Here is a 13,973-nt window from a genome sequence, read left to right on the forward strand (position 1 = left end):
TATAAATTTTATGTATGAAATTAGTTTACCTTTCTTCCGAGTAATTGTCATTATTTTCACATAATAATAAAAGGTATGAAGTAAGCATTTACATTTAATTAACCATTTATCCCTTGACAACTTAAGTGGTTTCTTAGATAATCACTGTAAAAATCCACAATATTATAAAAATTAAACACTCCAAAACAGAAGCTAAATAAAAAACTTCTGAAGAACTTCTATAAAGAATACCTGCAGAATACACTAACACCCTAAAACTAAATAACAAAAGCAATGAATAAGACTAGTAAATGGAAAAGCGCAAAAGAGAGTGGAGCCCACCGGCTGAAAGGCTTCATTGCCCCCTTGACCATTGAACCTGCTTATGAGCTGTCAGGGAAACCTGCTACCGTGTTTCGGCGTTAACGAAATTGAGATGCTTTTTACATGCTGCATGGTAAAAAGCAAATGAAGGTGGTACCACGGAAGATCAGTCCTTTCGTCCTTTACAGGATGAAGGGACTTTTTATTTTTATCAAGCAAACGAAAGGAGCAAAAATTATGAAAAAGCTTGCTGTTGTAGGTGCTGGATCAATGGCAGAAGCCATTATCGCGGGCATTTTGGAAAGTAACCTTTTAAAGAGTTCGCAAATCTATGTAACGAATAAATGCAATCAGGAAAAGTTAGAGGAATTGAGTTCAAACTACCATGTAAAGACAGGGTATGACATGCAGCAGATCTTTACAGATGCTGACGCTATCATGTTAGCCATGAAACCAAAGGATGCGGCAGACGCAATTCGTGCGATTAAAGACCATTTAACCTCTGATACGCTGATTATCTCTGTTTTAGCAGGTGTATCCATCAGCAGCATCGAGCAGCTGGCCGAAAAAGAACTGGCTGTTATAAGAACCATGCCAAATACATCTGCTGCCATCGGAAAATCAGCAAGCGCATTGGCCATCAATGAACGGGTATCAGAGCAGCAAATGCAAAAATGCAAGAAAATCTTTGAGACCATTGGCTTCACTGCGATCGTGGAAGAAGAACAGCTGGATGCTGTTACAGGGTTATCAGGAAGCGGTCCAGCTTATGTTTATTATCTTGCTGAGGCCATGGAAAAAAGCGCAAAAGAAATTGGACTTGATGATGAAATGGCAAAAGGACTCATTATCCAAACGCTGATCGGCGCAGCCGAAATGCTGAAAAAGTCACACAAAACACCAGAAGAATTGCGCAAAGCCGTTACAAGTCCAGGAGGCACAACAGAAGCTGGCATACGGGTGCTAGAGGCAAATGAGGTGCAGCAATCGGTTATTGATTGTATTAAAACAGCTGCGGAGCGGTCAAAGCAGCTTGGTGAAAACTTTAGCAGCAAAGTAAAAGTGTAGACGGCAGAGCTGAATTTTTTCCAATTGCACGCCCTCCTGCTATACTTGGATTATTGAATGAAAAAGGAGGCAAAGCAATGAGCACAAAGCTTTTTTCACCAATTACAATTAAAAATGTCACGATGAAAAACCGGATTGTCATGGCACCAATGTGCATGTATTCAAGCCATAATGAAGACGGCAAGGTAGAAAACTGGCACCGTACTCACTATACAACGAGAGCAGTCGGCGGGGTTGGCTTAATCATTATTGAAGCAACAGCCGTAACGGCGCAAGGCAGAATTTCTCAGCAGGATTTAGGCATCTGGAATGATGAACAGGTCGAAGGATTGCGGGAGCTAACATCATTAATGAAGGAAAATGGTGCTGTTTCAGGCATTCAGCTAGCACATGCAGGCAGAAAAGCTGTCATTGATGGGGACATTATTGCTCCATCACCGCTTGCCTTTAATGATCAAATGAAGCAGCCGCTGGAAATGTCAAAAGAAGATATTGTTGAGACTGTTGACGCGTTCCGCAAGGGTGCAGAGCGCGCCAAGCAAGCTGGATTTGATGTGATTGAAATTCATGCAGCACATGGATATTTAATTAACCAGTTCCTTTCTCCTCTATCCAACAAAAGAACAGATGAATATGGCGGCAGTGCTGAAAACCGCTACCGATTCCTGAAGGAAATTATGGAAGCTGTTAATACAGTCTGGGATGGACCTCTCTTCGTCCGTATTTCCGCTTCTGATTACCATGAGGAAGGGCTGAAACCTGAAGATTATGTCACATTCTGTACATGGCTAAAAGAGCAAGGGGCAGATCTAATTGATGTCAGCTCAGGTGCAGTGGTTCCTGCAAGGATACATAGCTATCCAGGTTATCAGGTGAAATTTGCTGAAACGGTTAAAAACGGTGCAAACATTGCAACTGGAGCAGTCGGCCTAATCACGACCGGCATCCAAGCTGAAGAAATCCTGCAAAACGACCGTGCAGACATGATCTTTATTGCACGGGAATTGCTGCGCGACCCCTATTGGCCGCGTACAGCAGCCAAAGAACTTGGCGCAGAGATTGAATCGCCGAAGCAGTATGAGCGAGGCTGGCTGTAAAATAATTTATCAGTAAAATAGTTGATTACATAGATAAACGCACAGTATAACATTGCTGTGCGTTTATCTTATTTCACAAAAATGGTATTACAGTAGCTTTTTTAAGATTTCCAGGTTTTCCTCATAAAAAACAGCATTCTTCTTCATTCCGCGACGTTTGCACCAGCCGATACTATTAAACGCATCTGTAAAACGATAAAAAGGCAATACTGCCTCTAAATCAATCAAGGTTCTGACACTATTGTAGCCGTCTTTATATGCTTTGTATTTCTCAGAATCCAAACTTAAAAAATCACGGTATAGTTTAGTAAAATCAATTTCGGTGGAACCAAATCGTACACTTTCAAAATCGAGTATGCCTGAAACCTTATCATGATCTACTATAATATTAGCTGGGCGAAAGTCCATATGTATAAAGCTTGGTCCATCTGCTGAAGGAAGTTCCTGCTTCATCTTCAGAAACTTTGATATAGCTTTATTGTATAAATCCTTATCCAGCACTTCTCTTACATCCTCGGCAAAACTATTAAATTGCTTTTCAATAAAAATCGGCCAGTCTGGAAATTCATTTTTCAAACCAGTCAGCACTTTCCAAGCGGGAGGCTGTACGGAATGCATTTTGGCATGAATGACTCCCACCTGAAAGGCAACTTGTGTTGAAGCTTCCTCAGTTAATACATTCCCTTTTAATTGTGATAATAGAAAAGCGCCAGGACATTCCTCATCTCCAGACCAATAATCGAGCATTTCAGGAATAGCTACTTGACCTTTCAGAATTTCATAGGCCTCCAATTCCCGCTGAAATTTCAATTGGGTATAAGGAATTTTTATAAAAACAGTCTCTCCATTAAGCAGTGTACATTTATATACGGCCGAACTAAAAGAATCAGCAGCTTCATTAACAGACAATAGTTGCACACCAAATTGGCTGATTATTTTGTCTAACATTCAGATCACCTCTATTCCCTCAACAGGCGTACTGCTATATGGTTCTGTTTTTAAAAGTTTCGAAACAGCACCTCAGCCGCAAAAACTATAACAGCCGGCTACATTTAGATTCCTTTACCGCCCATTGTCTTTAACGTGCTGATCCTCTCCATTCCGGTAATAATTGGTTTCGCTCTGCTTATTAACGTTTGAGTTGCTTCAAGCTTTAGAGAGGCTTGATGAGCGTTTTCGCTACTCCACACTTCATACACGTATACACAATCAGGTTCGCCGTCAGCGGTGTTCACTAGATAGATTTCGCAATCATCCAAATCCCTCATGGAATCTGCTGCTTCCAGCAAAATTTCCACCATCGTATTACGCTCGCCTTCTTTTACAGTAAACTTGCCAAACAAACTGTATTTGCTCATAATGTGCCTCCTTATTTTGACTATCGCAGTTTGTTTCTCCAAACAAATCAAATATCCTTTAAAATATTTTTATCTTTTTCGTAAACTTCGTTGCTTTAATTACAATCAGTATGTTTCAGGAAACCAGATAAATCAAAAAGCGCACCAATTCTACAGAATTGGTACGCCGTAATGTGGATAAACGTATTAAATGACTCCTAGCACATCCAAAAATACAATAATAATAACGAGTGGAACAACATATCGAATAAGGATAAACCAAACCTTAAACAGGCCATGTAAAGATTTTGATCCTTGAACGACTTCGCTAGTCAAAAGATCTTTCTTCATTTTAAAAGATACAAAAATAGAGATAAGGAAAGCACCAATTGGCATAAGTATATTGCTGACAAGGAAATCAGCACCGTCAAAAATAGTTTTTCCAAAAATCATAAAGTCTGATAACACACTATAAGATAGCGCTGACGGAATACCGACAATAAAAATTGCTGCTCCCATCAACCAGGCCATTTTCCCTCTCGACTTGCCAGGGTTCTTGCTTGTGATAGCCGCGACGACGATTTCCAGCATGGAGAACGCAGAGGTAAGCGTAGCAAACAAGAATAATAGAAGGAATAAAAGTAAAAATACTTGTCCAAACATCAGTTCATTAAAGACAGACGGCAGAACTATAAACAATAATCCTGGACCTTGTGCGGGTTCGAAGCCTAACGAAAAGACCGCTGGAAAAATCGCTAAACCAGATAGAATTGAAATAAATAAATTCATCCCTACTACAGAAACAGCCGGCTGTACAAGGCTCTCTTTTTTCGATAAGTACGAACTATACGTCACCATAACCGATACCCCGACACTTAAAGAGAAGAATGATTGACCCATTGCATAGAGAACACTTTCAGACGTAATACTTGAAAAGTCTGGCTTTAAAAAGAAAGACACACCTTCCATTGCATTCTCTAATGTTAAAGAGCGTACAATCAAAATGACAAATAAAATAAATAAAGCAGGCATAAACACTTTATTCATTTTTTCAATTCCATTTTGCACTCCTCTTGAAATAACAAGAACGGTTAAGATTAGAAACAGAGCTTGAGCTCCGATCGCTGTGTATGGATTTGAAACAGCTTGATTAAACAATTCCTCATACCCATTCTCATAGCTGCTTCCCACTCCGGTCACTGCATAATACAAATATTGAACAATCCAGCCGCCAATTACACTATAAAAGGACAAAAGAAGAAAACAGGCAAACACTCCTAAATAGCCAATCCAATGCCATTTCGTATTTGGTGCAATTTGCTTATATGCTGAAATGGCTTCCTTGCCAGTGCTTCGTCCAACGATAAACTCTGCAAGCAGCAGCGGCAAACCGATTAAAACAGAAAACAATACAAATAAAAGAATAAATGCGCCTCCACCGCTCATTCCCGTTACATACGGAAGCTTCCATATCGCTCCAAGCCCGATGGCTGATCCTGCAGAAGCTAAAATAAATCCAATTCTTGATGACCATTGCTCATTTTGCTGCATGTGTGTTCCTCCTTAATTATTCCTCTATCTTTTTTAAACCTGCCTCTGGCTAGCCTAAAAGGGCCATGCTAGTGACCTAGTTGTATTTATACTTCTGAAAACACAAAAAAGCCACATGCATCATGAAAGGGACGTGCAAACTGCACGCGGTACCACCCTTTTTGAAAGCATGTGACTTTCCACTCGAAAATATAACGGTTAAAACCGCCTTGTCAGAAATAACACGCGCGTAATAGACAAGGAAAGCTCAAAGAGTGAAATTCATCTTATTTATGTGCCGGTCTTTCACCAAACGCCGGCTCTCTATAACAGGGAAATAAGACTTAATAGGATTCTTATCATCGCTTAAATCATATGGTGTTTTAAAGTATAAGTGTGATTATAGTATGGAGTGCAGTAAGAGTCAATGATAAAATTTTGAAAATATTCGATTCTTTTAATAAAAATACAAACAAGCTTGATGCCCATTTATGAATACAGATACAATAATAGGTTTATTTCAGAATCATTTTTTATAAAATATATTTGGCAATCAGCTTATCGAGCTTTCGAATATCTACTTTTTTGTTTAAATTCAATTTAAAATGCCCCGCTCTGGTCCACAGCTCAAGCTCGGCATTAAAGTCAAGCCTGCCAGCGTTTTCGGTGGAATACATGACAATTGATTTAAAAGGAATGGTATATATCTCTGTTTTCTTGCCTGTGATTCCTTGGCGATCTGCAATTATCAGCCGTTTGTTTGTGATAACGGCAACATCGCGGATGGTTTTATACGCCGTCTCTGCATATTCACCCTCAACTAATAGATGCTGGACATCTTCGGGCACCGGCACTTCTTCATGAAAGGTCCAAGCCATAATTGTATTCATTTCTGCCATAAATCAAGATCACTCCCGTAACTGTCATATTTAGGCGGCATAGGTTATTGACTATCGCTGTTCCTCCCACAGTCTGCGCAGTGCCGTTTTCTCATTCTCTACAGTAATTTCAAATACATCTGGATTGCTCATCTTCATTAGATCTTTAAAACCAATTTTTTGGTCAAAATACCGAAGCAGCAAGGTGCTTAGATTGCCATGACTAACAAGGACAATGCTGTTTACTTGCAGTTTTAAAACATGTTGAATCATCTCTTGAGCCCTTTTCATGCCAGAGGTTTGTGATTCTCCCCCTTCATACACAAGCTCAAAATCATCAAAACTCTTTTGTAATTTGTCCTGCCAATCCGGAAACATTTCGGAACTAAGCACCCGCTCTCCCAGCCTCGCATCCTCCACGATCTGCAATCCGCGTTCTTGTGCCAGTGGCTTAATCGTTTCGATTGCACGTATAAAAGGACTGCTGTAAATGATCTCAATCTGTTTATCCTTGAAAAAACTTTTAAGCAAATGAGCCTGCTCCTTGCCGCTTTCTGTAAGCTTTGCATCAAAGTGCTGACCATCTGCCTTTGCATGTCTCACAACATAAATGGTTTTCATAGGATCTGCTCCTTTTTCGCTTCGATATGGATTTCTTTAAAATCTTCAGAAATGACCGTGTTTGGGAAGAGTTCCTGAGATTCTTTTTCGAGTGTTCTCCATTCACTGCGTTCATAACGGGAACTAATATGTGTTAAACATAACATTGAGACATTAGCACGCTCGGCGATTTCGGCTGCCTGGGTGGTAGTTGAATGAAAATAGTCATATGCCAGCTGCTCTTCTCCGGCAGAAAACGTGGCTTCATGAATTAATAAATCTGCATTTTGCGCCAGCCGAACTGCTGCATCGCATTTTCTTGTATCACCCAAGATGGCGATGACTCTTCCTTTTTGATCCGGGCCAATATAATCATGTGGATTAATAAGGCGGCCATCCTCCAGCTCAACGCTCTCTTTTGCTTTAATTTTTTTATAAATCGGACCAGGCTTTATTCCGTCCTCTAACAGCTTATCCGCCAGCAATGTGCCCGGGCGATCCTTTTCCGTTACCCGGTAACCGTAGGAGGGTATTCCATGTTCCAATAGCTCTGCTTCCACTTTAAACTCATCATCTTCGAACACGGTTCCCTGCTCGATTTCAACAACGGAAAGCGGATATTTCAAATATGTTTGACTGATCGCAAGTGATATTTGTATGTATTCCTTCAAACCCTTAGGACCATATACAACGACTTCCGTTTCTCCGCCTTGAAAAGATCTGCTCGAAAGCAGTCCAGGAAGGCCGTAGATATGATCACCATGCAGATGCGTGATGAAAATCTTTTCAATTCTGCGCGGCTTTATGCTTGTATGCAGGATCTGGTGCTGTGTCGCTTCTCCACAGTCAAAAAGCCAGATGGCTCCCCTTTCCTCGAGAAGCTTTAAGGCAATGGCCGTCACATTTCGGGGCTTTGCAGGGACTCCTGCTCCAGTACCCAAGAAAAAAATGTCCAAATAAACTCCTCCCTTGTACCTTTCTTTATAATTATCATACTATAATTGCAAAGGCATTTCACGGCAGTGACACGGATAGTTCATCAGATTATGCAAAAACTAAGATCATAATGGTTGCTGTTTTTGCAAGAAAAGGCTAAAATTTTATACTTGAGTGGGTACATTATTTTAGGCTACTAAATTGTCATACATATACCACAGCCAATTTTAATGAAAAGAGGTACGGCCTAAATGAAACATACGGAAAAACCAGCCGGGTTAATTATGATTTTCGGGGCAACAGGTGACTTGGCGAAACGAAAGCTGTTTCCTTCACTATACAGGCTATATAAAAAAGGGAATCTCTCCGAGCAATTTGCAGTCGTTGGTGTTGCCCGCCGGCCGCTTACGAACGAGGAGTTTCAAGCTAGCGTCAAAACATCAGTAGAGAATGCAATAGAAGATCACAAAGATCTCGATGACTTTGTCTCTCATTTTTATTACCATTCACATGATGTGACAGATTCAAGTTCCTACCAGACATTAAAAGGAATCGCATCTGATTTAGATCGCCACTATTCGTTAGAAGGAAATCGGATCTTTTACTTGGCAATGGCTCCTGAATTTTTCGGGACAATTGCTGAGCATTTAAAAACAGATGGCCTGACAGATGTTTCTGGTTTTAAAAGACTGGTGATCGAGAAGCCGTTTGGACATGATTTAGAATCAGCCAAAGAGCTTAATGAGCGTATTCGAAAAGCATTCTCTGAGGACGAGATCTATCGGATTGACCATTATTTAGGAAAAGAAATGGTGCAAAATATTGAAGTTATCCGATTTGCTAACGCCATCTTTGAACCGCTCTGGAATAACCGTTATATTTCCAATATCCAGGTAACATCAAGCGAAGTGCTTGGGGTAGAGGAACGCGGCAGATATTATGAAACGAGCGGAGCGCTCCGCGATATGGTGCAAAACCATATGCTGCAAATGGTTGCCTTGCTGGCAATGGAGCCGCCAATTCGCCTCAATACAGATGAAATCCGTTCTGAAAAAGTAAAGGTGCTTAGAGCCATGCGCACCATTAAGGGCGACGAAGTTAAGGATGCTTTTGTGCGCGGACAATATGGAGCAGGAGAAATGGATGGAAATGCTGTCCCTGCTTACCGTAAAGAGACAATGGTAAATCCAGAGTCTAACACAGAAACATTTGTAGCAGGCAAGCTCTTAATTGATAATTTCCGCTGGGCTGGCGTCCCATTCTATATCCGAACAGGAAAAAGAATGGCTGCCAAGTCAACGAAGATTGTCATCCAGTTTAAAGATATACCAATGAATTTGTACTACGGAACAGAACAAACATTAAATCCAAATTTGCTTGTCATTCATATTCAGCCTGAAGAAGGCATTACCTTATATTTAAATGCACAAAAATCAGGACAGAACATGGAAGCAACACCTGTTAAGCTTAACTTTGCGAACAAAGGCACTGCAGGCATGAACACACCTGAGGCATATGAGCGTCTTCTTTATGACTGTATGCGCGGTGATGCCACAAACTTCACACATTGGAACGAGGTTGCCCTTTCCTGGAGCTTCGTTGATAACATTTCTGAGGTTTGGGAAAACACAAAAGCAGAAAACTTCCCGAATTATGAATCAGGCACAATGGGCCCGCGCGGAGCGGATCTCCTTCTCGAAAAAGACGGGTTCTTCTGGTGGCCAGTGACAGATTTAGATGTGGAGAATTGTTAAATTTTTTATCGGCACAATTGGAACAGCACGCTTATTTACTGAAGCGTGCTGTTTTTTTAATGCATATTTTTTCTCAGGAGATCATAGCAGCCCATTTGAAATGAAGAAACTTAAAAAAGATACGCAGATTAGTTTGCGTATCTTTTTATATCTAGAAATTAACAATTATTCAATCAAAAGAAATAAAAAAAACCCCGATAATGAACATAAATAGTTCTTATCGGGGGTCTGAGTGATTATTCCATCCAATTTGTATGGAATACTCCTTCTTTATCAACACGCTGATATGTGTGTGCACCAAAGTAGTCACGCTGTGCTTGAAGCAGGTTGGCAGGCAATGTTTCTGTGCGGTAGCTGTCATAATAAGCTAGAGCAGCCGAGAAACTTGGTACTGGAATACCGTTCTGGATTGCAACACCAATGATTTCACGAGTTGCTGATTGATAGCCTTCTACAATTTCCTTGAAGTAAGGATCAAGAAGAAGATTTTTCAAGCCAGCATCACGATCATAAGCATCCTTAATCTTTTGCAGGAATTGTGCACGGATGATACAGCCTCCGCGGAAGATCATCGCGATCTCACCATACTGCAGATCCCAGTTGTATTCTTCAGAAGCTGCACGCATTTGGGCAAATCCTTGGGCATATGAACAAATTTTGCTCATGTATAGTGCTTTTCTAACTGCTTCAATGAACGCTTTTTTATCGCCTTTAAATTCCTGTTGCTCAGGACCAGAAAGGATTTTGCTTGCATGTACACGTTCTTCTTTCATAGCAGAAATGAAACGGGCAAATACAGACTCTGTAATGATTGGAAGCGGCACACCAAGATCTAGAGCACTTTGGCTTGTCCATTTTCCTGTTCCCTTTTGACCAGCTGTATCTAAAATAACATCTACAAGCGGCTTGCCTGTTTCTTCATCTTTTTTCGTAAAAATGTCAGCTGTAATTTCGATTAAATAGCTGTCAAGTTCGCCTTTATTCCAGTCAGCAAATACTTCATGCAATTCATCCGCATTTAGACCAAGAACATTTTTTAAAAGGAAATATGCTTCAGAAATCAGCTGCATATCGCCATATTCGATCCCATTATGGACCATTTTCACATAGTGTCCCGCACCATCTGGACCGATGTATGTTGTACAAGGCTCTCCGTTTACTTTAGCAGAAATATCCTTGAAAATAGGAGCCACAAGTTCATATGCTTCCTTTTGACCGCCAGGCATGATGGATGGACCTTTTAAAGCTCCTTCTTCACCGCCGGATACACCTGTGCCGATAAAATGAATGCCAAGCTCGCTCAGCTCTTGATTACGGCGCTGTGTATCTGCAAAAAACGTGTTTCCGCCATCGATTAAGATATCTCCTTTATCTAAAAGAGGTTTTAGTTGTTCAATTGTTGCATCTGTTGGTCCGCCTGCTTTGACCATAAGCATGATTTTACGAGGCTTCTCAAGAGAACCTACAAATTCTTCCATTGAATATGTACCAGTGAACTGTCTGCCTTCAACTTCACGCAGCATTTCATCTGTTTTTTCTGATGAACGATTATAAACAGAAACCGTATAGCCTCTGCTTTCAATATTCATTGCGAGATTTTTTCCCATTACAGCTAAACCTATGACACCAAATTGTGATTTTGCCATATTTTATATCTTCCCTTCTTACATTATCAATAATGTATTAATCCCACTTTACTTTAGCAATAAGACATGTAATGTGCAAATAAAAAAGAGCGAAACAGGAGTCATTCTAGATATTCACCAAATGAAAGCGGACACAAACTTGTGCTTAATCTTAAAAAAGTTAATATTGTTTGTTTCTTAACGTTTACTAATCTATAGAGAAAAACTCATAAAATAGATTTTTTTCTGTGATAAGAATGATTTTTTATTCTGAACTGAACTATTAAAAACCCTTTAAACTGATTGCAGAAGTTTAAAGGGTTTTTGAGTAAATCTCTATGAAAAAGATATTATATTCATTGCTCTAGTTCCCGCTGTTAAGGACGTTATATTTGTAAATGTTTGAGGTGCGATCCTAAGCTGGTATGTGTAGGTTCCAGCTGCACCTGGCTGATCTGTAAAGGTTGTATTTGGCAGATATATATCTGTCCCAGCTCCACCCTGAAACGATCTTGACACCTCAAAAGCTGCGAGTAGTGTAGTATTTCTGTAAAGACGAATGGAAAAACTAAGTGCTTTAGTTCCTGATGTTGTAACTGCATTTAATTGGGCTGCAGTATCAATTTTCAGTCTAGTAGAAGGGGCAGTTACAGTGACAGGGATCGTTAATATCGGTGTTTCCGTCCCCTGTGTAAGAGTAATTGGAGCTGCAGTTGAAGCTTGGGTGAAATTGAATTGGGAACCTGTTCCTGGGATACCCGTTGCTCCGGTTGGACCGGTTACTCCTGGTAGTCCCGTCGCTCCTGTTGGACCGGTTACCCCTGGTGTTCCCGTCGCTCCTGTTGAACCGGTTACTCCTGGCGTTCCGGTTGCCCCTGTTGGGCCTGTTACTCCTGGCGTTCCGGTTGCCCCTGTTGGGCCTGTTACTCCTGCTGTTCCCGTCGCTCCTGTTGGACCTGTCACTCCTGGCGTTCCCGTCGCTCCTGTTGGACCCGTTACTCCTGGTGTTCCCGTTACTCCTGTTGGACCCGTTATTCCTGGTGTTCCCGTTGGACCGGTTACTCCCGGTGTTCCCGTTGCCCCTGTTGAACCGGTTACTCCTGGTGTTCCGGTCGCTCCCGTTGGACCGGTTACTCCTGCTGTTCCGGTTGGGCCTGTCACTCCTGGTAGTCCTGTTGCTCCCGTTGGACCCGTTATTCCTGGCGTTCCCGTCGCTCCCGTTGGGCCGGTTACTCCTGGTGTTCCCGTTGCCCCCGTTGGACCCGTTACTCCTGGTACTCCCGTCGTTCCTGTTGCTCCCGTTGGACCGGTTACTCCTGGCGTTCCCGTCGCTCCTGTTGCTCCCGTTACTCCTGGTGTTCCCGTCGCTCCTGTTGGACCCGTTATTCCTGGCGTTCCCGTCGCTCCTGTTAAACCGGTTACTCCTGGCGTTCCGGTTGCCCCTGTTGGGCCCGTTACTCCTGCTGTTCCCGTCGCTCCTGTTGGACCTGTCACTCCTGGCGTTCCGGTTGCCCCTGTTGGGCCCGTTACTCCTGCTGTTCCCGTCGCTCCTGTTGGACCTGTCACTCCTGGCGTTCCGGTTGCCCCTGTTGGGCCCGTTACTCCTGCTGTTCCCGTCGCTCCTGTTGGACCTGTCACTCCTGGCGTTCCCGTCGCTCCTGTTGGACCTGTCACTCCTGGCGTTCCCGTCGCTCCTGTTGGACCCGTTACTCCTGGTACTCCCGTCGCTCCTGTTGCTCCCGTTACTCCTGCTGTTCCCGTCGCTCCTGTTGGACCTGTCACTCCTGGCGTTCCCGTCGCTCCTGTTGGACCCGTTACTCCTGGTACTCCCGTCGCTCCTGTTGCTCCCGTTACTCCTGGTGTTCCCGTCGCTCCTGTTGGACCCGTTACTCCTGGCGTTCCCGTCGCTCCCGTTGGACCGGTTACTCCTGGTACTCCTGTCGCTCCTGTTGGGCCCGTCACTCCTGGTGTTCCGGTCGCCCCCGTTGAACCCGTCAACCCAGGTGTTCCTGTTGCCCCTGTTGGGCCGGTCACTCCGGATATTCCCGTCGCTCCTGTTGGACCGGTTACTCCCGTTGTTCCCGTTGCTCCCGTTGGACCGGTTACTCCGGGTGTTCCGGGTGTTCCGGGTGTTCCTGTTGCTCCTGTTGGACCGGTTACTCCTGGTATTCCTGTCGCTCCCGTTGGACCGGTTACTCCCGTTGTTCCTGTTGCTCCCGTTGGACCGGTTACTCCGGGTGTTCCTGTTGCTCCTGTTGGACCGGTTACTCCTGGTATTCCTGTCGCTCCCGTTGGACCGGTTACTCCTGGTATTCCTGTCGCTCCCGTTGGACCGGTTACTCCCGTTGTTCCCCTTGGACCGGTTACTCCGGGTGTTCCCGTTGCTCCCGTTGGACCGGTTGCTCCTGGGATTCCTGTCGCTCCCGTTGGACCGGTTACCCCTGATATTCCCGTTGCTCCTGGTGGGCCGGTTACCCCTGGTGCTCCCGTTGCACCCGTCACTCCGGGTGTTCCTGTTGCTCCCGCTGGACCGGTTACTCCGGATGTTCCCGTCGCTCCTGTTGGACCTGCTGCTCCCGTTGGACCCGTCGCCCCGAATGGACCCGGTACTCCGGGTATGCCTGGTATTCCCATTGGACCGGTAGCCCCAATTGGACCCCTTGGACCTGGTGGACCTGTTTGCCCTCTTATTTGCGTAACCTCTTCAACGATTTCAAAAACATCTGACAAAATGATTTCAATTAAAGTCAATATAAAGCGTACCATTTTACTGTCTAACCCTCCTCTTAAGCAGCCTGCTTATAAACAAGCTATTAAAAATAGAAAAAAAGAGTGAGTGAATTAG

General features: G+C 43.2%; 11 protein-coding genes and 2 other annotated features. Of the genes, 3 read left to right on the top strand and 8 right to left on the bottom strand.

Going from position 1 to position 13,973, the window contains the following annotated elements; all coding sequences use genetic code 11:
* Positions 1 to 264 precede the first annotated feature (264 nt).
* Positions 265 to 489, top strand: a binding site (T-box leader).
* A 51-nt stretch (positions 490 to 540) separates the two neighbouring features.
* Both proC and namA read left to right on the top strand, forming a co-directional pair.
* Positions 541 to 1,371: a pyrroline-5-carboxylate reductase gene (gene proC, locus J1899_RS14630; RefSeq protein ID WP_214474860.1), complete on the top strand. Its 831-nt coding sequence runs from the start codon at positions 541 to 543 to the stop codon at positions 1,369 to 1,371.
* A 77-nt stretch (positions 1,372 to 1,448) separates the two neighbouring features.
* Positions 1,449 to 2,468: an NADPH dehydrogenase NamA gene (namA, locus tag J1899_RS14635; RefSeq protein WP_214474864.1), complete on the top strand. Its 1,020-nt coding sequence runs from the start codon at positions 1,449 to 1,451 to the stop codon at positions 2,466 to 2,468.
* Between the two features lie 87 nt (positions 2,469 to 2,555).
* On the opposite strand, the gene J1899_RS14640 is transcribed toward namA, so the two are convergent.
* From J1899_RS14640 to rnz, 6 genes are all read right to left on the bottom strand, one after another.
* Positions 2,556 to 3,416, bottom strand: a complete 861-nt coding sequence (locus J1899_RS14640; protein ID WP_214474866.1) for a phosphotransferase family protein — start codon at positions 3,414 to 3,416, stop codon at positions 2,556 to 2,558.
* Between the two features lie 104 nt (positions 3,417 to 3,520).
* Entirely contained in the window at positions 3,521 to 3,826 is a 306-nt protein-coding gene (locus J1899_RS14645; protein ID WP_214474868.1) for a putative quinol monooxygenase, read from the bottom strand.
* A 186-nt stretch (positions 3,827 to 4,012) separates the two neighbouring features.
* Positions 4,013 to 5,356, bottom strand: coding sequence for a sodium-dependent transporter (locus tag J1899_RS14650; RefSeq protein WP_214474870.1), 1,344 nt, complete (start codon positions 5,354 to 5,356; stop codon positions 4,013 to 4,015).
* Positions 5,357 to 5,480: 124 nt separating this feature from the next.
* Positions 5,481 to 5,707, bottom strand: a binding site (T-box leader).
* Between the two features lie 161 nt (positions 5,708 to 5,868).
* A complete protein-coding gene (locus J1899_RS14655; RefSeq protein ID WP_151573167.1) occupies positions 5,869 to 6,234 on the bottom strand; it encodes a PH domain-containing protein in 366 nt (121 codons plus the stop codon).
* Between the two features lie 51 nt (positions 6,235 to 6,285).
* Positions 6,286 to 6,834, bottom strand: coding sequence for a histidine phosphatase family protein (locus J1899_RS14660; RefSeq protein ID WP_214474872.1), 549 nt, complete (start codon positions 6,832 to 6,834; stop codon positions 6,286 to 6,288).
* The gene (gene rnz / locus J1899_RS14665; RefSeq protein ID WP_214474874.1) at positions 6,831 to 7,769 is read right to left on the bottom strand and encodes a ribonuclease Z; all 939 of its coding nucleotides are present in this window, start codon (positions 7,767 to 7,769) and stop codon (positions 6,831 to 6,833) included. The genes J1899_RS14660 and rnz overlap by 4 nt, the downstream gene beginning before the upstream one ends.
* Positions 7,770 to 8,000: 231 nt before the next feature.
* On the opposite strand from rnz, the gene zwf reads away from it, so the two are divergent.
* Positions 8,001 to 9,503: a glucose-6-phosphate dehydrogenase gene (gene zwf / locus J1899_RS14670; RefSeq protein WP_066443866.1), complete on the top strand. Its 1,503-nt coding sequence runs from the start codon at positions 8,001 to 8,003 to the stop codon at positions 9,501 to 9,503.
* A gap of 236 nt (positions 9,504 to 9,739) precedes the next feature.
* Here zwf and gndA read toward each other — a convergent pair whose 3' ends face one another.
* Positions 9,740 to 11,149, bottom strand: a complete 1,410-nt coding sequence (gene gndA, locus J1899_RS14675; protein ID WP_214474876.1) for an NADP-dependent phosphogluconate dehydrogenase — start codon at positions 11,147 to 11,149, stop codon at positions 9,740 to 9,742.
* Positions 11,150 to 11,464: 315 nt separating this feature from the next.
* Positions 11,465 to 13,894 carry a beta strand repeat-containing protein gene (locus J1899_RS14685; RefSeq protein ID WP_214474878.1) on the bottom strand — a complete coding sequence of 810 codons (2,430 nt, stop codon included), beginning with the start codon at positions 13,892 to 13,894 and terminating at the stop codon, positions 11,465 to 11,467.
* Between the last annotated feature and the right edge of the window lie 79 nt (positions 13,895 to 13,973).

Origin of the sequence: Cytobacillus gottheilii, from assembly GCF_018582665.1 — a bacterium.
Taxonomy (GTDB): Bacteria; Bacillota; Bacilli; order Bacillales; family Cytobacillaceae; genus Cytobacillus; species Cytobacillus gottheilii.